Here is a 26692-nt window from a genome sequence, read left to right on the forward strand (position 1 = left end):
ATTAATAGGGCCAAATAACCCAATTTCATCAACATTATATAATTAAAATTCTCATGCCTTGAGATGAGAAGCAATGGTAATATCCTGTTTAGCAAAGGAAAATATTCTCTATATATCAGTCGTCTCTGATTTTGCACTTCTTGGCCGTAAAAAAATTATCCTGGCCGTTAAAAAAGCTGCTAGCGTTTAATGTAGGGATTCAAATAAAAAACAAATAAATTTGTTCTGGGGGCGACATGCAAGAGGTTTCAGATAATGATTTCATGGCAACACATAGGGTGTCATTAGCAACTCTTGAAATCGAGAGCTCCTTAGTAGAAATAAACTGCGATTCGGCTTGGATGGGCCCAGGCCTGACAGTTATAAAAGCAAAAGAAGATGCCGCCTATACTATTTGGGATGGTGGGTATTTTGTCATGACAGAGCTATAAATAAACATCTGAAAAGCAAATGACCGTGGAGAGTGAAGTAGTTCCGGAACGATAAAGGAGTAGTGCTTGATAGTGCGAAATATAGTGAAAGCCATGTCTTCTCCAAAGGCGGCGGCACCTATATAGGATATTATAGTGGTGACTAAAGAGCTGGGGGGATGTTATGTCAACGCGGCCAGAATCAATTCAGTATCTGCCGTCCATATAAGAGTGACTGAATGTCGTCAAAAATATGCTCAAGCGAACAAGGATAATTAATATGAGTTTAGCGAAATGCAGAAGCTGTGAAAAAGAAGTTTCTACTACTGCTCGGCAATGTCCACATTGTGGACGTCCAAGCCCAAGCACTAGCCCATGGACTATGATTATAATTTATATACTAACAGTAGTGATTATGGGTTTTGTGTTCTTAATGCTGCTATAGTGCACTAGAGCTCAGTTTTATAATAGTCGAATAAATGGGCTGTATATGCAAGATGGTTTAATTGTTCTCGCTGATGGGTCTAGTGATGCTAGATAGAACTGAGATTCGCTTTAAATATATGCTTGATCGGCTTTTTTTGTCTGCTCTGGCTATTTATATTTTAAATAAATGGCTGGTTCCAGTCCATTTAAAAAAAGGCATTGAGTTCTTTGATAGTTATTTAAACGATATTCTTTTTCCTGCGGTTGTATTTCCTATCATGTTGTTTATAACAAAGGTTTGTGGCGCTAGAAAAGTGGATATTCCTCCACAGCTTAAGGAGATGATTCCTCCCCTAATTATTTGGTCAATTGGATTCGAGTTTGTTGGACCTTACTATTTTGACAGGGGCACTGCTGACATAATTGATGTACTTGCATATTTCACTGGCGGGATTGGAAGCTGGATGTTTTGGAATCGCGTTAATATATTTCGCGCTATCTTGGTAAAGAAGATTTAGTTTTGGCGTCCAATGTGGTCGGTCTCAATGACCAAGCACAGCCTTCCTTCTGCAAAATTTGGCCGCTCAGTAATTGAAATGCCACTACTGGATGGTGAGTGGCGGGGAGGTCGGCTATCGTGAATAGAGGAAGGGAGGCCGTTATCCAGATTGAGGATCATGCTCGCGGGGTTGCCTTGGAAGCAGGCAGCCGCCGGGTGATCAGGGGGCAGGGGCCACACCATGGAGCGCATCCGGCATATCCATTCCATCACCAAGCGCCTGATCGTGATGACGACCATCGCGGTTGCCGTGCTAGGCGGTATCTTCGCGCTGACTTTTTTCTTCGATAAGCGGTTTATGGTGACCTGGGCGGTGCCGCTGTGCGGCATCATTGGCGGTTTCGTCAGCATTCAGCAGCGTTTGAACAACGTCACCGATGAAGAGCTCGCGTTGCTGGACGCCTCATGGTTTCAGATTCTGCTGGTGCCGATCTTCGGTGGTGTCTTCGCACTGGTGCTCTACTTGGTGTTCCTCTCCGGCATCGTTTCTGGTGATCTCTTTCCTGATTTTTCCTTCCCAGAAGAGCGCCCTTGGCAGACGGGTAACCAGTACATGCTCAGGATCTTCCGGGAAACCTCCCCCAGTTCCGGGCCGGACCTGGCCAAGCTGCTGTTCTGGTCGTTCGTGGCGGGCTTTTCGGAGCGTTTCGTGCCGCAACTGATCAGCAATGTCACGACGTCGGCCTCATCGGCATCCGAGAGAAGCGAGCGGGATGACGCTGCGGATCGCTGAGCTCATAAGCCGTTGGGCCTAGTTTGACAGCGCGGGGCTCTCGGGCATCAATAGAGTCAATCCTGCGGAGTCGCTAAGGGGGAGACGGTGATGCTGAAGGCGGTATTGCTCGATATCAGTGGCGTGCTGACCGAGGACGGCGAGGCCCTGCCCGGCGCCGTGGATGCGGTGGCGCGGTTGCAGTCCAGCGGCCTGGCGCTGCGCTTTCTGACCAACACCTCGCGCAAGACCTCGGCGGCGATGCGTGATGAGCTGCAGCGGCTGGGTTTCGCCCCGGCCCCTGAGCAGGTCTTCACCGCGCCGGGGGCGATCCGTCGCTATCTCGAGCGCAGCGGGCTGCGCCCCTATCTACTGGTCCATGAGCGGCTCGAGCCCGAGTTTACCGACCTGCCCCGCGATAACCCCAACGCGGTAGTGCTCGGCGATGCCGAGCAGCGGCTGGACTATGCCCACCTCGACGCGGCCTTCCAGCTGTTGCTGGAGGGGGTGCCGTTGCTCGCCGTGGGCAGCAATCGCTACTTTCGCCAGGCGGGCGCCCTGCACCTGGACGCGGGGCCCTTCGTGCGTGCCCTGGAGTACGCCGCCGGCATCGAGGCCAAAGTGCTGGGTAAACCCTCCGGCGACTTCTTTGATGCCGTGCTCGACGAGGTCGGCGTGGCACCCGATGAGGCGTTGATGGTGGGCGACGATGTGGAGTGCGATGTGGTCGCCGCCATGGATATTGGCCTGCAGGCCTGCCTGATCCGCTCGGGCAAGTATCGCCCGGGGGACGAAGCCCGGGCGCCCCAGGCGCGCTGTGAGGCAAGCCTGGCCGATCTGGTCGATGCGCTGCTGGACACGCGCTAGCCGCACTGGTGGCTGCCATGGTTATGTCACGGAAATGCCATCTGATTCACTGCATGCATATGTGTTGCATATGCATGGCGCGGCTACTATAGTACCATATGCAAAGCATATGCATGGGGTGAGAGAAATGCGTACTGTGTCAATATTCAAGAACGGCAAGAATCAGGCAGTCCGACTGCCCGCCGACATGGCCTATGAAGGCATTGGGGAGCTGGAAATCACGAGGGAGGGAGATGTGATCACCCTTCGCCCTGTTCGGCCTTCCTGGGCATCTCTGCATGACTTGCCGAAAGCTGACGACGACTTCCTGCAAGAACGACCAACAGTCGTGGGCGATGAAGATAGGTTTCATCTGTGACGACCTACATGCTCGATACATGCATCTGCTCATTCATCATGCGTGAGCACCCAGCATCGGTGATCCAGCGCTTGACCACTGAAGTTGAGAAGGGCAATCGGATCGTCGTTTCTGCCATCACCTACGCCGAGATGCGTTATGGTCAGCTCGGCAAGAAGGCATCAGCCAAGCACAAGATATTGGTCGATGAGTTCGTGAGGCGTCTTGATGCCGTATTGGCGTGGGATCAGTCAGCAGTGGATGCGACGGTGGAGGTCATGGGCGACCTGACCAGCGTTGGGAGGCCCATCGGACCTAACGACACAGCGATAGCAGGACACGCAATTGCCTCTGGCTGTACGTTGGTGACCAACAACGTTCGTGAATTCGGCCGTGTTAAAGCGTTAGTTTACGAAGACTGGTGTCATTATTCATGACGGCTGCTACCCTTGCGCCGCACGACGACCTTGAGCCTCACCAGGTCCAGCACGTTCAAACCCTTTTGCAGTTGCAGGGTCGGTTTGCCGCGCTCCACGTCGACCATGAAGCGGTTGCCGGTGCTGGCCGTGTTGCTTTTACAGGCGGCGGCGGTGATGCCCGAACGCTTACTGGTAGTCTAAGAGCTATTAATATTCAGCCTACGGGCCCGTAATAGCTTGAATCTTGGCAGCAAGCAGAGCTGCGCCACTCTCCTTCGCATGCTGGCTTCATGAGGTCAAGTCTTCTTGTAAGCTGCAAGCATAATAGCGGCGAGTATAAAAAATGACCCAAATGCGCGATTCATAAGTTTCATTCTTGATGTGGAGTTGACAAATCGCTTTAGCTGGCTAGCCAATGCTGCATAGCAGAGCATGACGATTATATCTACAGCGAGGAGTGTTCCGCCCATTAGAAGGAGCTGATTCATATAAGATGACGTACTGCTGTTGGACAGGAACTGGGGGAAAAGAGCGACCAGAAATACCGTGGCTTTAGGGTTAGTTAGGTTGACGAAAGCAGATTGCCAGAACTGCTTCTTCTTTGTATTCTCTTCACTATTGATGTTGCTCAAGGAGTCAGGTGATCTCCACTTCTGAACGCCTAGCCAAATGAGATATGCAACTCCCATCCACTTAATAAATGAGAACATTGTGGTGGAGGATGCTAAGACTGTCCCAATCCCAATAGCAACTGCTAGTATCTGTATACCATACCCAAGTTGCAAGCCCAAGATAGTTGGGAAGGTGGATTTAACGCCATTGTTAATTCCACTGTTCATCGTATTGATAGCTCCTGCCCCGGGAGATACACTCACCAAAAACGAAGCCATTAGAAAAGTAAGCCAAACACCAAGGCTCATTGTTGCCACCCTTATAAAAAATAATTGCTTTATTCACTCGGTCAATCAGAAGGGGATGATTATAACAGCACTGCTATTACAGTATTGAGTCAGTATGTTGTTGGTATCAGTTCTTCGTGTTCATTCAGCTCGGAGATCGTAGCGAGAAAGGAACTGTGGCAGCTTGGTTTGTTGCCCCTTTCTCTTGATCTGAGAAGGTTGTAGAAAAATTTCTATCACCCTAGTGAGAATCTGCTCTCTTGCATGCGCACGGACCTGGAGAGCGAGGCACTCCTGGCCCGTGCAGGATCAATGGATTGGCAGTTAGATCGCGGATTAATCGCAGTCGTAGGTCACGCCATTCGCCTCGGCGATGGTACGGATAATCTCCCAGCGATCGGCGTAATCGATAGGAATGAACTGGCTTTCTCCATTGTTGGAAAATTCTGCTTGCAACTGTGTGCCTTCCCAGTCGAAGCTAAAGAAGGCTTCTTTGACCCTTTCCTGTAGTTCAGGATGCAAGTTATGAGAGGTGCCGTAGGGAGTCGTGGGGAAGGTGTCAGAGGTATAAATGACTTCGTAGTCATCCTCGCTAATCACCCCCCTTGCTTTCATGCGCGTGATAACTGAGTTGGCGATTGCTGCGGCTTCGTAATCTTGATGAATGACCCCCAGGATCGAGTTCTCATGAGTGCCAGCGAAGGGTGTGTCGAAGTCAACGCCAGCTTCCAGTCCGAACTCAGATTTAATGATTGCCGACGGAGCCCTAAATCCAGAATTGGATGTCTGAGAGGTAAATGCGAGCTCTCTCCCGGCTAGGTCTTCTACAGAGCTGATGCCGCTTCCCGGGTAGGTGATGATTTCCATTTCGTAGCCGAAGCTACCGTCCTCGCCTGCCATCATGGCAAAGGGGCGGAACCCGCCGCAGTTAACCGCTAGAGGCACACCGCCAGTGTTGAATCCGGCCACATGCAGTCGGCCGGCGCGTAGCGCCTCCTGCTGGGCGGCGTTGGATTGGACAGGGAAGAACTGGATATCTTTCCCAGTCACTTGGCTCAGGTGATCGAGAAAATCGGACCAGACATTAGCGTAAACAGCAGGATCTTCGACGGGAGTATAGGCGAAGACCAGAGTGTCAGGATCTGCCCATTGACTCTCATCGGGCGGGATGTCGGCAATCATGTCCCCATCGGCATCAGTATAACGTTCTGAGAGCTCGGCGTTGGCCTGAAGCGACAGTGCAGCTAAAAGTCCAAGCAGACTGGTTGTTGCTGTCTTTCGATATGCTCTAAGCATGTTAACCTCAATTATAACAGTTAAGAATTTTACTAGAGTGAGGCGTGGATTTTGTATGTAATAGATTACGGTAGTATGTCGTTATGAATAAGATTTTGTTTCATTAGCTTCTATTTTCTGAAGCCCATTGGCGCTAAAATTTGCTTTCTGTGTCATGGGCATGAAATGTATTTCAGTGGTGCTGTGGGAAGACCTGCTAGAGTTATGTTTTTTAGAAGAAAACATGCGGTTGGAAAGCATTTCGGCACTTCGGGAAAAGGAAGAAGGTGACACACTCGGCCTTGATGAAAGGGCCACGCGGTGGGGTTGTGGTATTCAGGTTGAACTGTCAACGTCACTGAAGCAATAGTGAAACGCGGGGTTAATGTAATGGGGACATGCTTGATCTTCCAGAAGTAGGTGGTTTTTCTTCCATAGCTTCCTTAGGAGGGTGAGGATATGTCAAATAGAGTGGCTATAATTGGTACCGGCAGTATTGGGATGGATTTGATGTGCAAAACAATCAGTTCCAAAGGGTTGGATCTACGCTTTGTCGTAGGGCGAAGAAGCGATAGCCCAGGCATGAAAGAGGCAATGCTGAGGGGGGTTGCGACATCAAGCGAAGGAATTTCCTACCTTGAAGATAATATTGAAGAATTTGATATCGTTTTTGATGCGACTTCGGCAAATTCACACGTAGAGCATGATAGAGTTTTCTCTAAACATAATAAGTTTGTTGTTGATCTTACGCCAGCCAAGATCGGTGAGCTCTGCGTCCCCGTTATAAATATGGAATCATTGAAAGATTCAAGGAATATAAATTTAATCACTTGTGGTGGGCAAGCAAGCTTGCCACTGGCATATGCATTAAAGAACTCCTGTGAAAAAGTTATGTATGTCGAGGTGATCTCTAGCATATCATCTGACAGTGCAGGGATCGCAACTAGGGAGAATCTCAATGAATATGTTGAAACCACAGAATTTGCACTCAAAAAATTTACCGATGCTGAGGCGTCAAAAGCTATATTGAATATAAATCCAGCAGTTCCTCAAGTGTGTATGCAAACTACGCTATATGCTCGCTGTGAAAAGGTCGATATTGAAAGGTTGGAAAACAATGTCAACAATGTGGTGAAGAAGGTTAAGGAATATGTTCCAGGCTACAATCTGGTGCTAGAGCCATTAGTTGACTCCGGGAGTGTGACTTTAGCTGTTCAGGTGTATGGCAGTGGCGATTATCTTCCTGAGTATTCGGGGAATCTAGATATTATCAACTCTGCTGCAATAGCCGTCGCAAAGTTTAAGTCAAAGGTGAGTGCTTTTGGCTCAAGAGCAGTGACCATTGAGGAGGGGTTGGTATGAAACATAAACACATTTCTCTTAGCGATTGCTCTCTGAGAGATGGCAATCACGCGGTTAAGCATCAGCTTAATGTTGAGCAGATAGCTAACTACTGTAAAGGGGCAGATCGAGCTGGGTTAGATATCGTAGAGGTTGGTCACGGATATGGCCTTGGAGCGTCATCCAGTGCATTTGGTGTTGCCAAAGTAGATGATGAAACCATGTTGTCTGTTGCTAGAGAAAATTGTAAGACATCCAAACTGGGTATCCACTTTGTTCCGGGGGTGGGTAAGCACTCTGACCTGGATATGGCCATTGAAATTGGTGTGGATGTTTTTCGAATTGCTAGCCACTGCACGGAAAGCAATATAACTTATAGGCCGATACAGTATCTTAAAGCGAAGGGTAAGATGGTGTATGGCGTTCTCATCATGTCTCACATGGCTGATGCCGAAAGACTCCTAAAAGAAGCCTCAGGAATGAAAGCCGCAGGGGCGGATGGCATTGTCCTCATGGACAGTGCTGGCTACTCGACCCCTGATGTTGTCAGTGAAAAAGTCTCAGTTTTGCACGAAAACCTCGGAATTACTATTGCCTATCATGCTCATAATAACCTTGGCCTTGCTGTCGCAAACTCAATTGCGGCGGTAGAGTCTGGCGCAGAGATAATTGATGCCACAATAAAGGGCTTTGGGGCGGGTTCAGGAAACACGCAGTTGGAGGCTGTAGTCGCTGTATTTGAAAGATATGGATACGAGATGAATGTTAAGTTCAAGGACCTTGTCAATCTATCCTTGTACGCTGAAAGTAATATAATAAGCAGTGTTCCTGATATAAAGGCAATAAACATTATGACAGGGATGCATGGGCTGTTTACTGGCTACGGGACGTATGTCCAGAAAGTCTCGTCTGACTTCGGTGTTGATATCTTTGATCTGTGTGAAAGGCTTGCTTCTAGAAAGTTGGTTGCTAGCCAAGAAGATATAATCTTAGAAGAAGCAAGTAAGATGGCCAAAGGAGTCGTATAAGGGAGTAGATATATTACTTTATCTTTAAGCCGTGGCTCAACTATGCGGGACACGGCTTTTATTCTAGTTCTATTGAGAGGTATTTTATGTTTGAAAGCCTTGAGATGACTCATCCTGACCCAATCTTAACTCTTAGCGAGCACTTCATGAGTGATACTAATCCCAGGAAGATTGATCTGGGAATAGGTCTTTATAAAGATAAAAATGGGAATACTCCTGTCATGGAGTCAGTGAGGATAGCAGAAAGTTCTATTGTTGATAGGGCTGTCGATAAAGTCTATAAAGGTTCAAGTGGCCTTGATGGGTTTTGTGATGTGATCTCCTGGCTGCTTTTCAGGGCAAGGAGTAACTTAATTGAATATGGAAGGGTTTTGTCTATTCAAACTATAGGTGGAACAGGAGCGATTAGGCTTGCGGCAGAGTTTCTTAAACAGATAAACCCTAAGAAAGGGGTCTGGGTTAGCGACCCGACATGGGGGAATCATATAGATATTTTTTCACATGTAGGGATGCAGGTTTCTTACTACCCCTATCAAGAAATTGGAGGTGATTTGAACTTTCCAGTGATGCTGGAAAGTATTAGAAAAATTCCAGAAGGTGATGTGGTTGTTTTGCACGGCTGCGGGCATAATCCTACTGGTTTTGATCTTTCAAAATATCAATGGGGTGCTGTGCTGGAAGTTGTAAAGGAAAGAGGTCTATTTCCAGTAATTGATATGGCTTATCATGGTCTGGCAAATGATTTGTGCGATGATGTTTACTGCGTGGAGCTGTTCTCTGATCATCTAGATGAGATGCTTGTTGCGTATTCTTGCTCCAAAAGTTTTGGGCTTTATCGAGATAGGGTTGGAGCTCTTGTAGTCCTAGGTAAGAGCCGCGATAGCTGTGTAAAGGCCAAGCTCCATCTAGCCAGGCTGGCTAGAGTAAGTATCTCCAGTCCAGCTATACATGGTGCATTAATTGTGAGCGAAATACTGTCGTCGCCTGATCTAAAGAGGATGTGGGTAGGAGAATTAAATCTTATGTCGATTAAAATTAAAGCTGCAAGGAAGGTGCTAATTAATGAGGCTCGCATGCAAGGGTGTGATGATACTTTTAGAAACGTCTGCAGTGGTGTGGGATTGTTTTCATTGATTCCAGTTGGTAGAGAAGATGTAGGCATGTTAAGGGAGGTATTCTGTATATATATGCTGGATTCGGGGAGGATAAATTTATCAGGGGTAAATAACAATAATGTTGGCTATGTTGTTTCATCGATAAAGACATTGCTGGGCAAATAAGGGGGGGGTGACAGAATTCATAAAAATTGTTTTGTATCACAGTGCATTCATCATGTGGACATAAGTTAGCCCTTCGGATTAGGAGTCGTTAATGACTTAGATAAAGTGCACAGTGATAGTAATCACCTGACACATCCCCCGTGGAGCTAACCTGGATGCCACTTAGGGCTAGCTCTTGAGCCACGCGAACAGGGCCGTGGGTAGGGAAGGCTAGGTTGTGCTCGAGAATGGCCGCTTCGATCTCTCCGTTAATGGGCTTGGGGGGGGGGGGCCCCGTGGCCCACGAAGCTTGTCGATCAACCCCTCGGAGTCGAAGGTTTGATAGTAGACTGAGCCTGCGTCGTGCAACCTTTTCTTTGGTGGTCATAGTCGTTTCCTCATGGTGTTACAGCCGAGCGTCAGACACTCGCTCGAGCCTCACCAGGTCCAGCACGTTCAAACCCTTTTGCAGTTGCAGGGTCGGTTTGCCGCGCTCCACGTCGACCATGAAGCGGTTGCCGGTGCTGGCCGTGTTGCTTTTACAGCTGGCGACGGAAATGCTTTAGTAAGCATGTGCTGAACGTCACCGGTATGCTCACTTGAGGAACACGTTATGCCGCTGGAACTGTGGCTCTCCTTCTGCTTGGCCTCGCTGTTGATCATCGCTTCGCCCGGCCCTGCCGTGGCGCTGCTGGTCGCTACCGGGGTCAACCGCGGGCGACGCGCCGCCCTGGCGATGCTTCCCGGCTTCTTCCTGGGGGATTTGCTGGCCATGACCCTGTCGTTCGCCGGGGTCGGTGCGCTGCTGATGGCCTCTGCCGAACTGTTCCAGCTCTTCAAATGGCTCGGGGCTGCTTACCTGCTCTACCTGGGCATCAAGATGTGGCGCGAGGCCGGTCAGCTGGGCGAACTGCAGCCTACGGGGACGGATATTCGTCTCGGCACCGCCAAGGCGTTTTTGGTCACGGCACTGAATCCCAAGAGCCTGGCTTTCTTCATGGCCTTCATGCCGCAGTTCGTGGCACCCAGCCAGCCCTTGTTGCCGCAGTTGGCCATCCTGTTCTCGACGTTTCTGGCCCTCGGCGTGCTCAGCGATCTCGCCTTCACCTTCCTGGCCACCAGTGGCGGCCGGATGCTGAGCGCCCGGCTGCGCCGCATCCTGCACCGCACCGGTGCCGGCAGCCTGATCGGGGCGAGTGCCCTGGTCGCCGCCATGCGGCGGCCTTGAGGAGGAGGGCGCGCTGCCCATGTGCCACTCGCCACATGCCCCCGCAACCTTGCAGTGCATCGGTGCCGCTTCCGAAAATAGCGCGTTCTTCGACTATGCCCGGCGGCTGACCCGCGACAACATGCAGGCCGACTACCGCCGCCATGGCCTGGTCTGGGACGATGCCCATTTCGCTCGGTACTGGAGCGAGACGCAGAATTATCTGATACGCGCGGGAGACAGCTGGCTGGGGGTGCTACGCCTCTATCTCGAGCCTCCCGCCTGCTATCTGCGTGACCTGCAGATAGCACCTTGCCGGCAACGGCAGGGGCTGGGCCGCTGGTGTTTGCAGCGGGTCACGGCGCTTGCCTTGGCCAATGGTTGCCGGCATCTACGGCTGCGAGCGTTTCACGACAGTGCGGCGGTACGCCTGTATCAGCGCCACGGTTTTCACTTGGTGGGCAGAGAGGGGGCCCTGGTGCGCATGGAGATGGTGCTGGCTGAGCCGCTGGCAACAACGTAACCGTCATTCAGCGACTGTTCCCATGCGTTAGCATGCCAGGCCCAAAACAGAAAAACCGCCACTGCCGGATCACTCCGGGGGGCGGTTTTGCGTTTCTGGCCCTCTGCTAGCGATTGGCGTTGGAGGACTGGCTCCGTTCAGCCGCGCAGCTTGCGCACGTTTGAATGGGTCTTGGTGCTGTAGGGCTTGAGCGCCGCGGCGGTTATCCTGGCGGGATCGGCGCCGCTGGCCATGGCGACTGCCGCACGTTCGCTCGCGGTGGCGTAGATCGTGTCTTTCTCCATCATCATGCTCATGGCATCGGGCACGCTCATGGTGCCGCTGGCCATCATCATGGTGCGGCGGACGATCACTTCACCGGCAGAAAGCATCATCTGGTTGTAGGAAGATGCGATCTTCATCCATGCGAACATCATGTTCATCGGGTTATTCGACATTGCGTCTGGTACTCCTGGCTACTTCGGGCTTCGACCCGGTGATGGTTCATGAAAATCATCGGGACGTAGAGTAAGCCCACGCTACCCTATTCTAGGGCCCGTGTCGGTGCGCTGACCCACCCTTCTGTTCTGCTATCGGCCTGCCGGGGGCGGGAGCTTCTTCAGGCGCTCATCGGCGCGCTTCACTGTTCTCATCTTCTCCGGCCGCTTCATGGATTTCCACTGGCGTATCTCCTCAACCGTGCGGCCGCAGCCGACACACAGATCGCCTTTCAGTTGGCATATCGAGACACACGGGCTTTCGATTTTGTTGGCCATTCAGTGCCTCGTCGGCTTGGTGCGTAGCCGCCGCTGCCAGTCGCCGCCGTGTTCCCGCTGGCATGCCTCTTCGCTGTCGAGGTCGAGGTGCTTGGCGGCGTCGCCGACATCGACGCCGGCATCGGCCAGCGCCTCGGCGGTCAGGTCATTGATGCAGCGTCGCGCCTCGCCCTTGAGCGCATTCGCCAGGTGGGGGTGGGTATCGAACACCCAGGTGACCACCAGGCTCTCGGGAAAGCGCTGGTAATCGACCTCGTGGGTTAGCCAGCAAAAGCCGGGCAGTTGGGGCTTGGCCTGCTCACAGGCGTGGGTCAGCGCAGCGCTCAATCGGCGCTCCAACTTGCTGCGTTCGCGCTTGGCGATCATTGCGTCTCCTGTGCGGTTAGCCAGATACGGGAAACAGTCCCGTGAAGCCCTTGTCGGTGCCGAAGGCGAGCCAGGCGCTATTGGGCGACCAGGCCATGCTCGTGACGGCGCCGTCTCCCGGCGGTTTGATGATGACTTCCTGGCCGCTCTGAATGTCAGCCACGGTGACCTGGCCGTCATCGTAGCCGATCCCGAGAATGGGGTGTGCTGGATCCCCCGCCACGGCCGTGACCAGTGCACTCTGGTTGTCGCCGGGCGTCTCCGGGGCGCATGCTCTGGGGCCCTTGCGGCCTTTGAATGGCCAGCAGGGGGCGCAGTTCGAGCCGCTGGTGGCCAGGTAGCGCCCGCCATTGAACCACGACCAGGATGTTACCTTGGTGGCGTAGCCGCTCATAACGAGGTCGTCATTATCTTCCAGCCGCCAGCCACGAAGGCAATCTTCCTGCATGGCTGAGAGCACGAAGCGTGCGTTGGGGCTCCACGTCACCGACAGGTGCGAGCCCGGGCATGCCAGCGGCACCGGCGTAGCGTCGGCGGAGCGGGTGGCGCATAAGGTCACGCCGCCATAGTGTGCCACCGCGATCCGGTAGCTGTCCGGCGAGAAGCAGAGGTGGTTAGCTGCGAGCACATACGCCGACCACCGCTTTGGTCGCTTGCGACAGTTGCTCATCGGCCCTTGATGTCAGGGGCCATGCCTGTAGCACCTAATTAAAGCGAAAGACGTCGTTGCCGATAACGCCATGGGAAGGATTTCCTGCCATGAGTACGGTGCTTCAGGTGCGTTAGGGAAATGTCTTTCTGATGACATCGATGAATAGAGAAACGACAATTTTGGAGAAAGGATGAAGATGAAGGCGGTAATTCTATTGGCTGTAGCCTTGCTGGTGTCCGGCTGTACCATTCATCAGAAGGTGGAGCCTGTGCAGATCGACAGCGGGCATCGGCTGTGTATCGTCGAGAACCCAGCGGTGCGTGAGGGCTTCCTGGCGGAGTTTTCATCGACGCTGGATCACAAGAATATCGCCTACGAGATAGTTGATGAATCGGCCGTGGCAGCTTCCTGTGAATGGGTGGCCCGGTACACTGCCAACTGGTCATGGGACCTGGCATTGTACATGTCGTATGCCGAAATCAAGATATATCGCAACGGAAACCTCGACGGTGAGGCGATTTACGATTCCAGGCGTGGCGGTGGAAATATGAATAAATTCATTGATGCCGAATCCAAAATCCGAGAGCTGGTAGATCAGCTGTTGAACATAAAAATGGCATCAATATTCAGAAGCAACATCGGCTGAATGTAATACGTGATTCGGGCCAGTTCCACATCGCCAGCGTAAACGGCTGCGATCCGCTCACACTGTGTTCTCCGGCTTCGCCAAGGTCCCTGAGGTGACGAAGCCGGCTGACGTGGCTGAAGGCGTCTGGCGAGCAGTCAACGACACGTCGGATCAGCTTCGCTTCCCGGCTGGCGCTGACGCCGTAGCGCTGGCGTAACAGCCTAGGTGATCAAGCAATACACCTCGATTACACGTGTAGGGGCCCGCAGCGCGGGCCCCTATCGTTACCAGCTTTTATCCTCGACTCAAGCACCGGTTCGTTGCAAAACGTCTGTGTCTCTACCGGCGACCTCGGCAGGTTTCAGCAGGCGCCGCGCATCGCGTTTCGGTGGCCTTTGGAATAGGCGCCTGTATTCGCGTGTGAACTGCGATACGCTTTCGTAGCCCACCTCGAAGGCGGCATTACTCGCCGAAGATCCTTCGTCGAGCATCAGGCGGCGCGCTTCGATCAAGCGCAGGCGCTGCTGGTATTGCCCCGGTGTCAGCGAGGTCATGCGTTTGAAATGCTTGTGAAACGAGCTGAGGCTCATGCCGGCTTGCGACGCCAGTCGCTCCACCGGCACGCTGGATCGGTACTCGGCCCGGAGGGTCGCAATGGCAGCAGCCAGGCGGCCGGCGTGGCTGCTTGGGTCTGCCAGTGTTCGTAGGATATGGCTGTGAGGTCCCGACAGCAGCCAGAAATGCAGCTCCCGCATGATCCCAGGGCGTAGCAGCGGTATGGCGTCGGGTTGATCCAGTAGCCGCATCAATCTCAGTGCGCAGTCGATCAGTGCAGCTTCGGTATCTTCGACAAATAGTGTCTCCACCTCAGACGAGCGCTGCGAAGAGCTGATAGCCATATGGGCGGTGAGTTCGCGCAGGATGCTCATCTCCAGTTCGATCGAGACGGCCAGATAGGGCTCGCGCTGGCTCGCTTGCACGATTCGCCCGACGACCGGCATGTCAGCACTCACAATGACCGACTGGCCCGCCGAGAAGAGTCGCTCTTTATTGCCTATCACCGAGCGTTTTGCCCCCTGAAGTATCAGGCAAATCAGCGGCCGGTACACCGAATGGAGGTTGCCACCTGGGGCGTTGAGGCACATCGTACGCAGGCCCGGAACTGGCGTTTGCGCCAGGCCGTCGCTATTGGCGTGGCGGCTGGCATAGGTCCAGACCGCGTGTTTGAGTGAATCCATATGCGTTCCTCATGGATGTCGGCTTCACCCATCTCAAAACTGCCAGTTGGCCGGGACCCAGGCATAGCCAGTATCCATCTTGAGCATGCGGCCAAGGCCCGGGAAGGGGAAGTGGAAGCCAAGAACGGGGAGCCGGTCTGCCGCCGCCATATCGAAGATGCGACGGCGGGAGGCCAGTGCCGTTTCCTTGTCACGATCCGGCCCGGGCAGCCAGGCGTGGTCGATGTTGACGATGGGATGATAGGCAAGATCGGCGGTCAGCAGCAGCTGATCACTCCCGGAGTGAACAAGGAAGTTGGCCATGCCGGGGGTGTGGCCCAGTGCCGGTAGCGTGGTCAAGCCGGGAACGATCTCTGTGCCGGCTTCGTACAATTCGATCTCGTCGGTGACCGGTTCGAGGCTCTGGCGGATGGCGGCGGCGAAGTGGCGACGAAAATCCTCGGGCACCGGCATGTAGGAGAGGTCCGGCTCGTGACGGATGAAGAAGTCCCAATCGGCCCGTGGTGCGAAGACGGTTGCCCGCGGAAAGGCCTTGCCGCCATCGGCCGTTCGCAGGTTGCCGACATGATCCGGGTGGGTGTGTGAGATCACCACGATGTCGATATCATCGGGTCGCAAACCGATGGCGGCCAGGTTATCGAAGATACGACCACCTAGCGGTCCCATGGTCTGCCCGGCGCCGGCTTCGAGAAGGATTCGCCGCCCCTGCGTTTCGATCAGCAGGGTGTTGAGGTTTAGCGTCATGTGGTCGGTCGGCAGGAAGGCTTGCCTCAGCACCTCCTCCAACTCCGCCTCTTGCGCGTCGCTGGCGTAGATCTGCGGGGGGCCGCCGATCAGCCCGTCACTCAGCACGGTGGCGGCGATGTCGCCGACGCGAAAGCGGTAATGGCCGACATTGCCACTCGCATTTACCCCTTGGGCCGTGGACGCTGCTGCGGCAGTGTCCTGTGCAAAGGCTATGCTACCGGTCGGCAGGACCACGCCCGCCGCCACCGACGCCGCTGTCAGTATCACCTTCCTACGATTCATTGTTATTCCAGTCATTTTGTTCACCCCGTTCGAGTCTCTGATGCTTGCGACACGTTCAAAGGATGACGCAGAACAGGTGTGCGGATAAGCTAATGAAAACGGATCAGCTTATTAAGCAGGGCTTTGCAATGCGGCCGCTACGCCTGGATAGCTTGGAGATCTTCGAGGACGTCGTGCGCTGCGGTGGCTTTAGAGCCGCTGCGCTTGCCAGAGGCGTATCATCGTCAGCCATCAGTCAATCGCTCAGCGCACTCGAGGAGGCGTTGGGTATCCGGCTGTTGAACCGAACGACACGTAGCGTTGCGCCTACTGAGGCAGGCGAACAGCTTCTCGAGCAGCTTGGCCCCGCCCTCCACGCCATCAGAACGGCGATCGACGATCTCAATCAGCTTCGCGAGCGCCCCTCCGGCAGCGTGCGGATCAATGCACCGGCGCCGGCCGCCGACCACGTGCTGTGCCCGCTGGCCTTCGAATTCATGAAGATCTATCCCGACGTCAACGTCGAGATCGTCAGTGATGCGGCGATCATCGATATCGTGGAGCAGGGTTTCGATGCCGGCGTGCGCTTCGGGAATCAGCTCGCCCAGGACATGATCGCCATGCCCGTGGGGCCCGCCTTGCGATATGCCATCGTGGCCTCGCCCGATTATCTTCGCGAGCGCGGTCGGCCCGACTCACCGCGCGATCTTCTGCAGCATGACTGTATTCGCCGCCGTTTCCCTGGCGGCACCATGGAGACGTGGACCTTCGAGAAGGATGGCGACGAAGTGGAAATCTCCCCGCAAGGCCGGTTGACGCTGAGCTCAGCGCACCACGAGCGCCAGGCTGCGATTGCAGGCTCGGGAATCGCGCATCTGTTCGAGGATTATGTCCGCGCCGATCTCGAACTGGGCAGGGTGGTTGAAGTGCTCGACGACTGGAAGAAGAAGCTGCCGAGCTGGTATCTCTACTATCCGAGCCGTCGACATACCAGCGCGGCCATGCGGGCCTTCCTGGCGTTCATCCGCCAGCGCCAATAACGCCCTATCAGCACTTGATACGCGCTATCTCGCCGTCATCCACCTAGCAGGATCAGGCCAGTTTTACGCAGATGATGGCAAGCCTTCTCCCCGTCTTGTGATTAACACTCAATGCCAATGCAGTCGTCATCGTCACGCTATCTGCGGCGAAGGCGGCTGAACGGCGCCGGCATACCGGCCGCGTTACCCACCATGGCCAGGCCGAGGAGAAGCCTTTATGACAGCCTTCACGATCAATGGGCGCACCGTAGATGTCAGCGCCGTGCCCAATACCCCCCTGCTCTGGGTGATCCGGGATGAGTTGAAACTCACCGGCACCAAGTTCGGCTGCGGCGTGGCGCAGTGCGGTGCGTGCACGGTGCATGTCGATGGCGAGCCGGTGCGCTCCTGTGTGTTCCCGCTAGCTGGCGCCGAAGGTAGATCCGTTACCACCATCGAGGGGCTGTCCGAGGATGGCTCGCATCCCGTCCAGCAGGCCTGGGTCGCGTTGGATGTGCCGCAGTGCGGCTACTGCCAAAGCGGGCAGATCATGAGCGCATCTGCGCTTCTGGCGCGTAACCCGAGTCCTTCCGATGCGGAAATCGATGAAGCGATGCGCGGCAACCTGTGCCGCTGCGGCACCTACTTGCGTATCCGGGCGGCCATTCACCGTGCCTCCGACGTTTGACGAGATCCGCTCCCATCCACGTATACCCAAGGCACAGGTAGAACAATGACTCCACAACGTTTCTCTATGACGCGTCGCGCCTTCCTGGCAGGAACTGTCGCCACCGGCGCTGCGCTCATCGTTCCTCTGCGGCTGTCAGCGGCACTGGCGCAGCCGCAGGAAGGGGTGGGTATCGCGCATGCCTTTATCCGCATCGATACGCGTGGGCAGGTCACCTTCGTGTTGCCCACCAGCGAAATGGGGCAGGGGACCCACACGGGGCAGGCCCAGGTGCTTGCCGAAGAGCTGGGGGCTGACTGGTCGAGCATCGCTGTCGAGATGCCGAATCAGCCGGCGCCCGCCTATCGCATTCCGTCCGGCCAGATGCGCTCCGTGGGCTCGTTCGGCATCCGCTTATGGCATGACCCGTTGCGCCGCGCGGCGGCCCAGGCGCGGGAGATGCTGACCCAGGCGGCAGCTACGCGGCTCGGCGTGGCACCCACGACGTTGCGGGCCGAGAACGGCGTCATTGTCCATGCCGCAACCGGGCGTCGCCTTCCCTTCGGTGATCTGGTGGAAGATGCCATGCAACTACCTGTACCGGATGAGCCGACGCTGCGCCCCGACGGCGAACGGACGTTGACCGGACGCACGGTGGCGCGCCTCGATACGCCACAGAAGGTGACGGGCAAGGCCATGTTTGGGGTGGACGTCGAGCGTGACGGCATGCTGTATGGCGCCGTCCGGCTTGCTCCGGTGTTTTCTGCCGATGTGGAGGCGTTCGACGAGAGCAGTGTCGCCGGGATGCCGGGCGTGGTGGCGGTGGTTCGCGTGCCGCGCGGTGCGGTGGTGGTGGCCGACTCCTGGTGGCAGGCCAAGCAGGCCGCCGATGCCCTGGATATCACCTTCACCCAGACCGCGGCGGATACGCTTTCCACCGATGAGATAAACGAGATGCTACGCGAAGGGCTGGCTCGAACCGATGTGCCGGTCACCACGCTGCGTGGCGACGCCGAGGCGACGCTGACGACCGAGGGCCAAGTGGTCGAGGCGGAATACTCGGTGCCGCTTCTCACCCATATGTGCATGGAGCCGATCAACTGCACGGCGGAGTCCAGCGAGGAGCGCACCGAACTGTGGATCGGTACCCAGGGCCAGGACGTCATCCGCATGACGCTCGAGAGCGCTATGCAGGTGCCGGCTGAACGTCTCTTCATCAATACCACCTATCTGGGCGGCGGCTTCGGTCGCAAGACCCATGGCGAGATCGCCCTTCAGGCAGCGCTCGCCAGCCGTGCCGTTGGCGGTCGGCCGGTCAAGGTGTTGTGGGCCCGCGAGGACGATGTTCGGCAGGGCCAGTACCGCCAAACGATGATGTGCCGCTTCCGCGCGGCCCTGGACGATGACGGCAATATCACCGCCATGCGCATCCGGCTTTCCGGGCCACAGATGGGCCTTGAATACGGCTTTGATCCAGAGGAGCGGGCACAGGCGACGGGCAACCTCGCCAACTTCGATCCCTTCTCGCTCGGCGGGCTGTGGGACATGCGCTATGTCATTCCGAACTTCGTCGTGGAGCACGCGGTGGTCGATCTGCCGATCCCGCTCTGCCCCTGGCGGGCGATCTCCCACACCTACAATGGCTTCTTCTTCGAGAGCTTCATGGACGAATGCGCCGCGGCAGCGGGCCGTGATCCACTGGCATTTCGCCGTGGCCACTGCGAAGGGCAGACGAGAATGCTTGCGGTGCTCGACCGGGTCGGCGAGATGTCGCGATGGAGCGAGCCGGCGCCAGAGGGAATCTCGCGCGGCTTGGCGGTGGTCGAGAGCTACGGCTCCTACGTTGCCCAAGTGGTCGAGGCTCAGGCCAATGGCGAAGGTGTCCATGTGGAACGGGTTTATGTGGCTATCGACTGCGGACGCGCGATCAATCCGGGCCAGGTAGAGGCGCAGATGCAGGGCTCTGTGGTCGATGCTCTCGGCGCCGCCCTGAACCAGAAAGTGACGATCCGTGACGGTCGCGCCGAACAGTCGAATTTCCATGACTACCCACTGCTGCGCATCGGGGAGGAGCCATCGGTGTCGGTGAGTATTGTCGAGATCGGCTCTCCGCTGGGCGGTGTCGGTGAGCCGGGCATTCCCCCTCTTGCGCCTGCACTGGCCAATGCGCTGTTCGTCGCTACGCGGCAGCGAGTTCGCCACCTGCCGTTGTCCGATCATGTCCAGGGATAGCGCCGCCGCCGTCGGCTCGTTGAGCCCTCCGATGTATCTGGAACATGCACAAGACGTGCTTGGGCAGTGGCTTGCCTGGCGCCACACCAGTGAGGCGGCACTCATTGTCGTGACCTCGACGGAAGGTGGCGCCGTGCGCATGCCGGGCGCCCTGATGGCCGTATCCGCGGCTGGCGAACGTTGCGGCTATATCTCGGGCGGCTGCATCGACGCGGATGTGGCCATGCATGCCCTGGACGCGCTTCGTTCAGGTCGTGTAGGACGCTTGCGCTACGGTAAGGGCTCGCCTTTTATCGATATGCCACTCCCCTGCGGAGGAGCGATCGAGGTGTGGGTGCTGCCCGATGCACAGGCTGGTGTCCTGCGCGCGTGCCATGATCGGCTCGCTTCCCGGCAGACAGTGACGCTCAATCTCTCGGCATCCGGGACTCTCTGGTTGGGGCACCCGGTGGAGGCAGGCGGACTGTCATTCGAGTACACGCCCAAGCTCCGCCTGCGCATCGCCGGGCGCGGAGCCGACAGCATGGCGCTGGCCAGGCTAGCGCAGGCCAGCGGTATTCACACCGAGCTACAGCTCCGCGATGACGCCGAAATCCAGGACGCGCGGCGCCTGGGCATCGAGCAGGTCACGACGTTGACGGTCCCTTCCACGCTGCCGGCGTCGAATGATGATCCATGGACGGCCTTTCTCCTGGCGTTCCATGATGTCGATTGGGAGACGGCGCTGCTTGCCCAGGCCCTCCAAGGCCCAGCCTTCTATCTCGGGGCAGTGGGCAGCAAGGCGACCCATGCCAGGCGCTGCGAGGAGCTACGTGCGATGGGTTTCGCCGAGGGGCAGATCAGGCGAATCCACGGCCCCGTCGGCTTGCTGCCCTCCATGCGTGAAGCGTCGACGCTGGCCGTATCCGTACTCGCAGAGATCGTCGCAGCTTATCAGCGTAATGCGTGACATAACGACTTATTGCCGTATGTCGTGCAATCCCGTTGGTTCGAAGAGCTCGTTGATCTGGCTTTGATCCTGCCTGTGTTGAACGTCCTCCACAGCGGCTAGAGGCGCAGATGGCTCTGCATCGAACGAGGTGCCACGGGCATAGCGGGCAGGTGGCACACCCACATGGCGGGCGAAGGCAACACTGAACGTGCTTGCAGAGCTGTAGCCAACCCGTGCTGCGACGTCAGCGATGCTGGCTTGTTCTCTACGTAGCAAATCCTTGGCTAACGCCATGCGCCAGGCAAGCAGGTACTCCATTGGGGCCATACCGACAGCGCGACCAAAACGTTGGTAAAACACGGAACGGGAGAGCGTGGCCTCATTGGCTAGCTGTGTAACCGTCCATGGCCGATTGGGACTCTCATGTATCCGGCGAATCGCTATCGCAAGGCGATCATCAGCAAGGCCGCGCAGTAATCCGGGGGAGGTGTCCGTCTTTCCGCCACAACGCAGGGCCTCGATGAGCAGGACTTCCAGAAGGCGTTCCAGCACGACATCTCGCGCCGGTCGTTGTGCACGCGATTCATCGCTTACCAGCTGCATCAGCGTGGCCAGCCGATCGACCCCTCGAACGTGGACCAGCTTCGGAAGAAGCGATGCCAGCAACGTGGCATCCGGGGAGCGAAAAACACAGTAACCCAGCAGCAGGCGAACATCGGGAGAAGCGTCGGCGCAGCCAAGCCGGTGTTCGCCATTGGGCAGCAAGATGGGAGTAGAAACGATGTCCTTTTCTGTTGTTGGCAGAAGGCTGGACATCGTGAAGTTCTGCGCCGAGGGAATTAGCAAAAAATCTCCCTCCGTGAGAACGATCTCGTCATGCCCTTTTGCCTCGTAACGGCACCCCCCTTCAAGAATAGCGCAGTAGAAGGGCCCACCAACTTTTGAACGGTGGACGATCCAACGACCTGCGCCGCTGCCTCGTTTCGAGAACGGGGTGGCGGGTTGAAGCAGCGTAACGACTTGGGCGAACGGATCAAGCAATTCAGGACACCTGCAAATGAAATGCGGACGTTCCACTGTAGATCATCCTGATCTGGCTGGCCATACTCGGTTCCAATACCTGAGAGGCCAATACCGCGGTGATCGCCCCGCGGTCTTGGGGAGTATGACTCACTTGGCATTATTGCCACCATACGAGGGGAATCACCATGCAATATCGTCATCTTGGCCGTACCGGGATTCAGGTCAGCCCCTACTGCCTGGGCACAATGATGTTCGGTGCAATTGCCAATGCCGATCACGATGAATGCGTCGGCATGATCCACAAGGCGCTGGATTTCGGTATCAACTTCATCGATACCGCTGACGCTTATAGTCAGGGCGAGTCCGAAGAGATCGTCGGTAAGGCGCTAAAGGGGCGACGGGACGATGTCGTGCTTGCCACCAAGGCGTCCATGCCGATGGGAGACGATCTCAACAGACGTGGTGGATCGCGGCGCTGGCTAACCCGTGCCATTGAGGACTCACTGCGTCGCCTTCAGACCGACCATATCGACCTCTATCAGATTCATCGGTTGGACCCGGAAACCGACACTGAGGAAACGCTGTCCGTTCTCACTGACTTGATGCGTGAAGGCAAGGTGCGCGCCATCGGCGCGTCAACCGTTCCCGCTTCCGACATCGTGGAAGCGCAGTGGATTGCCGAGCGGCGTGGGCTGGCACGCTTTCGTACGGAGCAGCCGCCTTATTCCATTCTCAACCGCTCGATCGAGCGGGAAGTGCTGCCCGCTTGCCAGCGTTACGGCATGGGCGTGATGACGTGGAGCCCGCTGGCCAAAGGGATGTTGACCGGCAAGTACCGCAAGAGGGGAGAGCTGCCGGACTCGCTGCGCGTGAAATATTTCCCCAAGGCGATGACCGACGAGGGTAGCCTCGACGCGGTCGAACAACTTATCCCTCTGGCTGAGAATGCAGGCTTGTCGCTGGTTCACATGGCATTGGCCTTTGTGATGGCGCATCCGGCAATTACCTCCGCCATTATCGGGCCCCGCACCCCCGAGCAACTCGAGCATCTGCTCGCCGGCGCTGAGGTAAAGTTGAGCGACGAGATTCTCGACCGAATCGACGAAATCGTCCCGCCGGGCGTTGATGTGGCACCGCTGGAGAGGGCGGCCTATATACCGCCGGCGATCGCGCAGTCGGCCCTGCGGCGGCGTACGCTCACGCAGCGGGTGGCCGTGTGACTTGGCGAGCCCGCCTCTCAACGGATGATGGCGACTTGCCATTGGCGCTCGGCATGTTGCATCAGATCGCTGATCCAATCCACGAATGCCCTTACAGTGGGCGACAAGTGACGATTCTGTGGATACATGATCGATATAGGCACTGATGGCGCTTGGCTGTGGTCTAGTACTCGCTGTAACTGGCCACTGCGTAGGTGCGGAAGCACCATGTAATTTGCCGCACGTATCAGGCCCAAGCCTTCCAAGCCACAAGCGATATAGGTGTCGTTGACGGTCAGGTTCTCGGTCATCCGTACGATTTGCTCTTCATCGTTGATCACGAAGCGCCAATCCATTGAGCGGCCCTGATGCCCTGGCAGAAAGCCGACAGCATGATGGCGCTTCAAATCTTCCAATGAGTGCGGCTCGCCATATTCTCGGAGGTATTCAGGTGATGCACATATCACCCATTCGAAGCTAGCAATACGACGTGCCACCAGCGTAGGAGAATCATGAGGTACTCTGGCACGAATGACGCAATCGACGCCCTCCGGAACCAGTTCTACGGTCTGATCGCTCAAGGTCAGGGTCAATTCCACATCGGGGTAACGGGCCTGAAATGTCTTGATGGCAGGCACTACGAATAGCCGGGCCAGCGAGGCGGTCATGCCGACTCGTAGCTTGCCTTTGACCCGTTCAGCGTTACCCCGAAAGCCTGCCTCGACCGCTTCCAGTTCGGCCAGTAGTCGGCAGCAGTGATCGTAGTAAAGGCTGCCGTCGGAAGTCAGGTTCAAATGCCGCGTGGTGCGCTGGAGTAGTTTCACGCCAAGGTGATTTTCCAGTTCCTTGATGACGCGAGTGACCGTCGAGGGGGGGATGGCCAGGTTCTCCGCGGCTTTGCTGAAGCCGTGCATCTCAACCACTCGGGCAAATATTTGCATGGCTTGAAGTCGATCCATGTGTCGTGCTCCCCGGCTTCCGGCTGGTCATCATAGCGCAGCTGACCCCCACGGTCAGAAATCGGCCGTCTCGGGATCTGGTCCCAGACGGCCATCACGACGATCCAGCCCGGCCAGCATCTGCATCTCGCTCGGCGTTATCGGTACTTGCCACAAACCGTAGCCAAGGGTGGGGATTCGTGTGTCATCGTGCAGTCTCAGGGAATGAGCTTTTGGCATGGATCAACTCCATAATAAAAAAACGCTGGCAACAGAGTATTCGGTTGCGTGGCCGATTTTAATTCCACTCGCAGAAAAAGATATTTCCAAAAACACCAATAAACAGATGTGTGCATTATTTGTCCTTATGGAATTATGTTTCCCAATATCAACTATTAACAGGATATATGTCGAGGAGTAGTCTGCCTGTGAGCCGTTTCGGTGGTAACCATTTAGTTGAAATGCTCTGTTTGCAGAAAAGTGACGGCCTCATCCTCGTGTAGGAAGCACTCCCGTGCTTTATGAGGCGATAAATCACTAAGCTATCTCAATTAACATAGGCTATATACATGCCCATCAATGAAACACCCAGTGTTGGAAACATCCTTATCCTCGGAGCCGGTCAGCTCGGTATGCAAGTGATCAAGAACATGGCATCCAGGGTCAGCCCTGACACTGTCTGCGTCCTTGTAGAACCTGGCTTCACCACATCGCCGGGTAAGTACAAGGCAGAAGCGACGGAAGAGCTCGGTAAGCTTAGGGTAGAGATCTTACCCTTCGATCTTTCCGAAGGCACTGAGGCGAGCCTTGCCGAATTGTTTGCAGAATTTCATACGGTCATCTGCTGTACGGGTTTCGTGGCAGGAGCCGGCACACAGATGAAGATTACGCATGCGGTTTTAGCCGCTGGAGTCAATCGGTATTTCCCCTGGCAGTTCGGGGTCGATTACGACATCGTGGGAAAAGGAAGTGGCCAACCTGTATTTGACGAGCAATACGAGGTGAGGAAGTTACTGCGCTCTCAGGAGACAACCGAATGGGTGATCGTCTCGACTGGAATGTTTACGAGCTTCCTGTTCGAGCCCGCCTTCGGTGTCGTTGACCTTGAAACCAACACTGTCCGAGCTCTCGGTAGCTGGGATACGCGTGTCACCGTCACGACACCCGAGGATATTGGCCGTCTGACGACCGAGATATACCTTGAAGAGCCTCGCATCAGCAACGAAGTAGTCTTCGTGGCGGGAGACACACTCTCGTACGGGCAGCTGGCTACCATCGTCGAAGAGGGTACTGGGAAGGCTGTCACACGCGTTGAATTATCCCTTGAAGAGCTCAATAACCAGCTTTCACTTTATCCAGATGATGTCATGCTTCGCTACCGTACGGCATTTGCTCTCGGTTCAGGCATGTGGTGGGAGAAATCAAAGACCTATAATTATGAAAAAGGCCTTGAGACCATTGACGTCAAGACATGGCTCAATCGTCACTTGCGCGATAAGCGCTGACAGTCACTTCGGCGCGATTGGTACGTTGCGGCAGCAGGGGCCATCCGTGGCCCCATGCAGCGCATAGCATGCCTTGCCGCAGCGTCATTGCTGCTACGCCAGGATCTCATTGAACTCCAGCACATTCCGGTCGGGGTCGCGAATAAAGCAGACGTTGCGGCGTCCGTGGCCCATCATGACCGGCCCCTCGGTGATCTCGATCCCTTCGCGCGCCAGCCAATCCACCAGTTCGTTCATGTTCTCGACGATAAAGGCGGCGTGGGTGTAGCCGGGCCGCTTGATCGGTGCGTCCAGTAGCACATTGCCTTCCTCGGCGGTTACACCGTTGTAGATCAGGTGGATGCGCATGCCTGACGGGTGCACGAGCCCTGAGGCCTTGGCCTCGGGGGCATACTCCTCCGGGTCGCGCAGGAAGCCTAGCTTGGCGTAGAAGGCCTCCGCGGTGGCGAGATCGGTGACGCGGATGCCGATATGGTCGAGGTGTAGCGTGTCGAAATTCATGCTGATGACTCCTTGAAGATGTGGCCGGCTCAGACGTTGAGCCCGGCGCGGGTGCGTTGGAAGGGGATGAAGCCGGGAAGACCTTCAACCTGGCGCAGCCAGGCCAGGACTCTGGGGTAGCCGGTGAGATCGACGTTGCCCTCGGGGGCCCGCTCGACGTAGCTGTAGAGCGCGATGTCGGCGATGCTCGGCTCTGCCGTTGTGGCGATCCAGCGCTGGCTTTCCAGCGTCCGCTCCATCACGGCGAGCGTGGCGTGGGCGCGCTCGATCACCTCCTCGGGGCGGAAGGGCGCAGCGAATACGGTGATAAGCCGGGCGGCGCAGGCGCCATAGGCGATCTTGCCTGCCGCCACCGAGAGCCACCGCTGTACCTGCGCCTCGTCGGCGGGATCGGTCGGCAGCCAATGGGAAGGGCCAACCTTCCTCGCCACATAGACGAGAATCGCCAGCGAGTCGGCGATGATGATGCCGTTGTCGTCGAGCACCGGTACTTCACCGAAGGCGTTGAGCGTGAGAAATGCCGGTTGCTTGTGGGCGCCGGCCGCCAGATCGACCTCGATCAGTTCATGCTCGACTCCAGTGAGGGAGAGAAACAGGGCGGCGCGATGGGCGTGCCCTGAGAGGGGGTAGTGGTAGAGCTTCATGGGGATTGTCCTCGGGGAGATGGTGTTTCACTTTCTTTCGCATTCTGGCTTTTGCATTCTCTCTCTCGCTTCAAAGTGAGAGAATCCGTCAAAATCGCACTTCATCATTGCGATAACTGATAGT

31 protein-coding genes are annotated in these 26692 nt (G+C 55.9%); 19 read left to right on the top strand and 12 right to left on the bottom strand.

From position 1 onward, the window contains the following. The first annotated feature begins 236 nt into the window (after positions 1 to 236). The 7 genes from CK498_RS25805 (at position 237) to CK498_RS14300 (ending at position 3748) form a co-directional block, all read left to right on the top strand. Positions 237 to 431, top strand: a complete 195-nt coding sequence (locus tag CK498_RS25805; protein WP_141246954.1) for a hypothetical protein — start codon at positions 237 to 239, stop codon at positions 429 to 431. Positions 432 to 690: 259 nt separating this feature from the next. Next, positions 691 to 855: a zinc-ribbon domain-containing protein gene (locus CK498_RS26885; protein ID WP_407645855.1), complete on the top strand. Its 165-nt coding sequence runs from the start codon at positions 691 to 693 to the stop codon at positions 853 to 855. 85 nt (positions 856 to 940) lie between these two features. After that, entirely contained in the window at positions 941 to 1354 is a 414-nt protein-coding gene (locus CK498_RS25810; RefSeq protein ID WP_141246955.1) for a hypothetical protein, read from the top strand. 222 nt (positions 1355 to 1576) lie between these two features. Continuing rightward, positions 1577 to 2128 carry a hypothetical protein gene (locus CK498_RS14285; RefSeq protein ID WP_095621539.1) on the top strand — a complete coding sequence of 184 codons (552 nt, stop codon included), beginning with the start codon at positions 1577 to 1579 and terminating at the stop codon, positions 2126 to 2128. Positions 2129 to 2218: 90 nt separating this feature from the next. Continuing rightward, positions 2219 to 2974: a TIGR01458 family HAD-type hydrolase gene (locus CK498_RS14290; RefSeq protein WP_095621540.1), complete on the top strand. Its 756-nt coding sequence runs from the start codon at positions 2219 to 2221 to the stop codon at positions 2972 to 2974. 127 nt (positions 2975 to 3101) lie between these two features. Continuing rightward, entirely contained in the window at positions 3102 to 3332 is a 231-nt protein-coding gene (vapB, locus tag CK498_RS14295; protein WP_095621541.1) for a type II toxin-antitoxin system VapB family antitoxin, read from the top strand. Then, the gene (locus CK498_RS14300) at positions 3329 to 3748 is read left to right on the top strand and encodes a type II toxin-antitoxin system VapC family toxin (RefSeq protein WP_095621542.1); all 420 of its coding nucleotides are present in this window, start codon (positions 3329 to 3331) and stop codon (positions 3746 to 3748) included. The genes vapB and CK498_RS14300 overlap by 4 nt, the downstream gene beginning before the upstream one ends. A 278-nt stretch (positions 3749 to 4026) precedes the next feature. Here CK498_RS14300 and rhtB read toward each other — a convergent pair whose 3' ends face one another. Together rhtB and phnD are read right to left on the bottom strand one after the other, a co-directional pair. Next, on the bottom strand, positions 4027 to 4650 hold the full coding sequence (gene rhtB, locus CK498_RS14310; RefSeq protein ID WP_095621543.1) for a homoserine/homoserine lactone efflux protein: 624 nt from the start codon (positions 4648 to 4650) through the stop codon (positions 4027 to 4029). Positions 4651 to 4965: 315 nt separating this feature from the next. After that, positions 4966 to 5925 (bottom strand): phosphate/phosphite/phosphonate ABC transporter substrate-binding protein, encoded by a 960-nt coding sequence (phnD, locus tag CK498_RS14315; RefSeq protein WP_095621544.1) that lies wholly within the window; start codon positions 5923 to 5925, stop codon positions 4966 to 4968. Between the two features lie 438 nt (positions 5926 to 6363). Here phnD and CK498_RS14320 point away from each other — a divergent pair, with 438 nt between their 5' ends. The 5 genes from CK498_RS14320 (at position 6364) to CK498_RS14350 (ending at position 11262) form a co-directional block, all read left to right on the top strand. Next, positions 6364 to 7266: an acetaldehyde dehydrogenase (acetylating) gene (locus tag CK498_RS14320; RefSeq protein WP_095621545.1), complete on the top strand. Its 903-nt coding sequence runs from the start codon at positions 6364 to 6366 to the stop codon at positions 7264 to 7266. Next, the gene (dmpG, locus tag CK498_RS14325) at positions 7263 to 8273 is read left to right on the top strand and encodes a 4-hydroxy-2-oxovalerate aldolase (RefSeq protein ID WP_095621546.1); all 1011 of its coding nucleotides are present in this window, start codon (positions 7263 to 7265) and stop codon (positions 8271 to 8273) included. Before CK498_RS14320 ends, dmpG begins: the two co-directional genes overlap by 4 nt. A gap of 86 nt (positions 8274 to 8359) precedes the next feature. Further along, positions 8360 to 9553, top strand: coding sequence for an amino acid aminotransferase (locus CK498_RS14330; RefSeq protein ID WP_095621547.1), 1194 nt, complete (start codon positions 8360 to 8362; stop codon positions 9551 to 9553). A gap of 592 nt (positions 9554 to 10145) precedes the next feature. Beyond that, positions 10146 to 10760, top strand: coding sequence for a LysE family translocator (locus CK498_RS14345; RefSeq protein ID WP_095621548.1), 615 nt, complete (start codon positions 10146 to 10148; stop codon positions 10758 to 10760). A 19-nt stretch (positions 10761 to 10779) separates the two neighbouring features. Beyond that, positions 10780 to 11262, top strand: a complete 483-nt coding sequence (locus tag CK498_RS14350) for a GNAT family N-acetyltransferase (RefSeq protein WP_095621549.1) — start codon at positions 10780 to 10782, stop codon at positions 11260 to 11262. 137 nt (positions 11263 to 11399) lie between these two features. On the opposite strand, the gene CK498_RS14355 is transcribed toward CK498_RS14350, so the two are convergent. The 4 genes from CK498_RS14355 to CK498_RS14370 form a co-directional block, all read right to left on the bottom strand. Further along, complete coding sequence (locus CK498_RS14355) at positions 11400 to 11699, bottom strand: hypothetical protein (RefSeq protein WP_141246956.1); 300 nt, start codon at positions 11697 to 11699, stop codon at positions 11400 to 11402. Positions 11700 to 11831: 132 nt separating this feature from the next. Next, on the bottom strand, positions 11832 to 12017 hold the full coding sequence (locus CK498_RS14360) for a DUF1289 domain-containing protein (RefSeq protein WP_095621551.1): 186 nt from the start codon (positions 12015 to 12017) through the stop codon (positions 11832 to 11834). Continuing rightward, positions 12018 to 12383: a hypothetical protein gene (locus CK498_RS14365; protein WP_095621552.1), complete on the bottom strand. Its 366-nt coding sequence runs from the start codon at positions 12381 to 12383 to the stop codon at positions 12018 to 12020. 16 nt (positions 12384 to 12399) lie between these two features. Then, positions 12400 to 13053, bottom strand: coding sequence for a WD40 repeat domain-containing protein (locus tag CK498_RS14370; RefSeq protein ID WP_229359080.1), 654 nt, complete (start codon positions 13051 to 13053; stop codon positions 12400 to 12402). Between the two features lie 172 nt (positions 13054 to 13225). On the opposite strand from CK498_RS14370, the gene CK498_RS14375 reads away from it, so the two are divergent. Further along, entirely contained in the window at positions 13226 to 13681 is a 456-nt protein-coding gene (locus tag CK498_RS14375) for an Sbal_3080 family lipoprotein (RefSeq protein WP_095621553.1), read from the top strand. A gap of 287 nt (positions 13682 to 13968) precedes the next feature. Here CK498_RS14375 and CK498_RS14380 read toward each other — a convergent pair whose 3' ends face one another. Continuing rightward, entirely contained in the window at positions 13969 to 14901 is a 933-nt protein-coding gene (locus tag CK498_RS14380; protein ID WP_095621554.1) for an AraC family transcriptional regulator, read from the bottom strand. 33 nt (positions 14902 to 14934) lie between these two features. Continuing rightward, the gene (locus CK498_RS14385) at positions 14935 to 15930 is read right to left on the bottom strand and encodes an MBL fold metallo-hydrolase (protein WP_229359081.1); all 996 of its coding nucleotides are present in this window, start codon (positions 15928 to 15930) and stop codon (positions 14935 to 14937) included. Between the two features lie 92 nt (positions 15931 to 16022). Here CK498_RS14385 and CK498_RS14390 point away from each other — a divergent pair, with 92 nt between their 5' ends. From CK498_RS14390 to CK498_RS14405, 4 genes are all read left to right on the top strand, one after another. Continuing rightward, positions 16023 to 16949, top strand: a complete 927-nt coding sequence (locus CK498_RS14390; RefSeq protein WP_217987783.1) for a LysR family transcriptional regulator — start codon at positions 16023 to 16025, stop codon at positions 16947 to 16949. Positions 16950 to 17166: 217 nt separating this feature from the next. Continuing rightward, positions 17167 to 17616: a (2Fe-2S)-binding protein gene (locus CK498_RS14395; RefSeq protein ID WP_095621556.1), complete on the top strand. Its 450-nt coding sequence runs from the start codon at positions 17167 to 17169 to the stop codon at positions 17614 to 17616. 45 nt (positions 17617 to 17661) lie between these two features. After that, a complete protein-coding gene (locus CK498_RS14400) occupies positions 17662 to 19827 on the top strand; it encodes a xanthine dehydrogenase family protein molybdopterin-binding subunit (RefSeq protein ID WP_095621557.1) in 2166 nt (721 codons plus the stop codon). Between the two features lie 31 nt (positions 19828 to 19858). Next, positions 19859 to 20776: an XdhC family protein gene (locus CK498_RS14405; RefSeq protein WP_229359082.1), complete on the top strand. Its 918-nt coding sequence runs from the start codon at positions 19859 to 19861 to the stop codon at positions 20774 to 20776. Positions 20777 to 20785: 9 nt separating this feature from the next. Here the strand turns inward: CK498_RS14405 and CK498_RS14410 are convergent, their stop codons facing one another. Continuing rightward, positions 20786 to 21835, bottom strand: a complete 1050-nt coding sequence (locus CK498_RS14410) for an AraC family transcriptional regulator (RefSeq protein WP_229359083.1) — start codon at positions 21833 to 21835, stop codon at positions 20786 to 20788. A gap of 131 nt (positions 21836 to 21966) precedes the next feature. Between CK498_RS14410 and CK498_RS14415 the strand changes: the two genes are divergently transcribed. Beyond that, the gene (locus CK498_RS14415; RefSeq protein ID WP_095621558.1) at positions 21967 to 23001 is read left to right on the top strand and encodes an aldo/keto reductase; all 1035 of its coding nucleotides are present in this window, start codon (positions 21967 to 21969) and stop codon (positions 22999 to 23001) included. Between the two features lie 17 nt (positions 23002 to 23018). Here CK498_RS14415 and CK498_RS14420 read toward each other — a convergent pair whose 3' ends face one another. Continuing rightward, positions 23019 to 23939: a LysR family transcriptional regulator gene (locus CK498_RS14420; protein ID WP_095621559.1), complete on the bottom strand. Its 921-nt coding sequence runs from the start codon at positions 23937 to 23939 to the stop codon at positions 23019 to 23021. 548 nt (positions 23940 to 24487) lie between these two features. On the opposite strand from CK498_RS14420, the gene CK498_RS14425 reads away from it, so the two are divergent. Beyond that, on the top strand, positions 24488 to 25423 hold the full coding sequence (locus tag CK498_RS14425) for an aromatic alcohol reductase (RefSeq protein WP_176475801.1): 936 nt from the start codon (positions 24488 to 24490) through the stop codon (positions 25421 to 25423). A gap of 93 nt (positions 25424 to 25516) precedes the next feature. On the opposite strand, the gene CK498_RS14430 is transcribed toward CK498_RS14425, so the two are convergent. After that, a complete protein-coding gene (locus CK498_RS14430; protein WP_095621560.1) occupies positions 25517 to 25924 on the bottom strand; it encodes a VOC family protein in 408 nt (135 codons plus the stop codon). Positions 25925 to 25953: 29 nt separating this feature from the next. Continuing rightward, on the bottom strand, positions 25954 to 26568 hold the full coding sequence (locus CK498_RS14435; RefSeq protein WP_095621561.1) for a glutathione S-transferase family protein: 615 nt from the start codon (positions 26566 to 26568) through the stop codon (positions 25954 to 25956). Positions 26569 to 26692 lie beyond the last annotated feature (124 nt).

Origin of the sequence: Halomonas salipaludis, assembly GCF_002286975.1 — a bacterium.
Taxonomy (GTDB): Bacteria; Pseudomonadota; Gammaproteobacteria; order Pseudomonadales; family Halomonadaceae; genus Franzmannia; species Franzmannia salipaludis.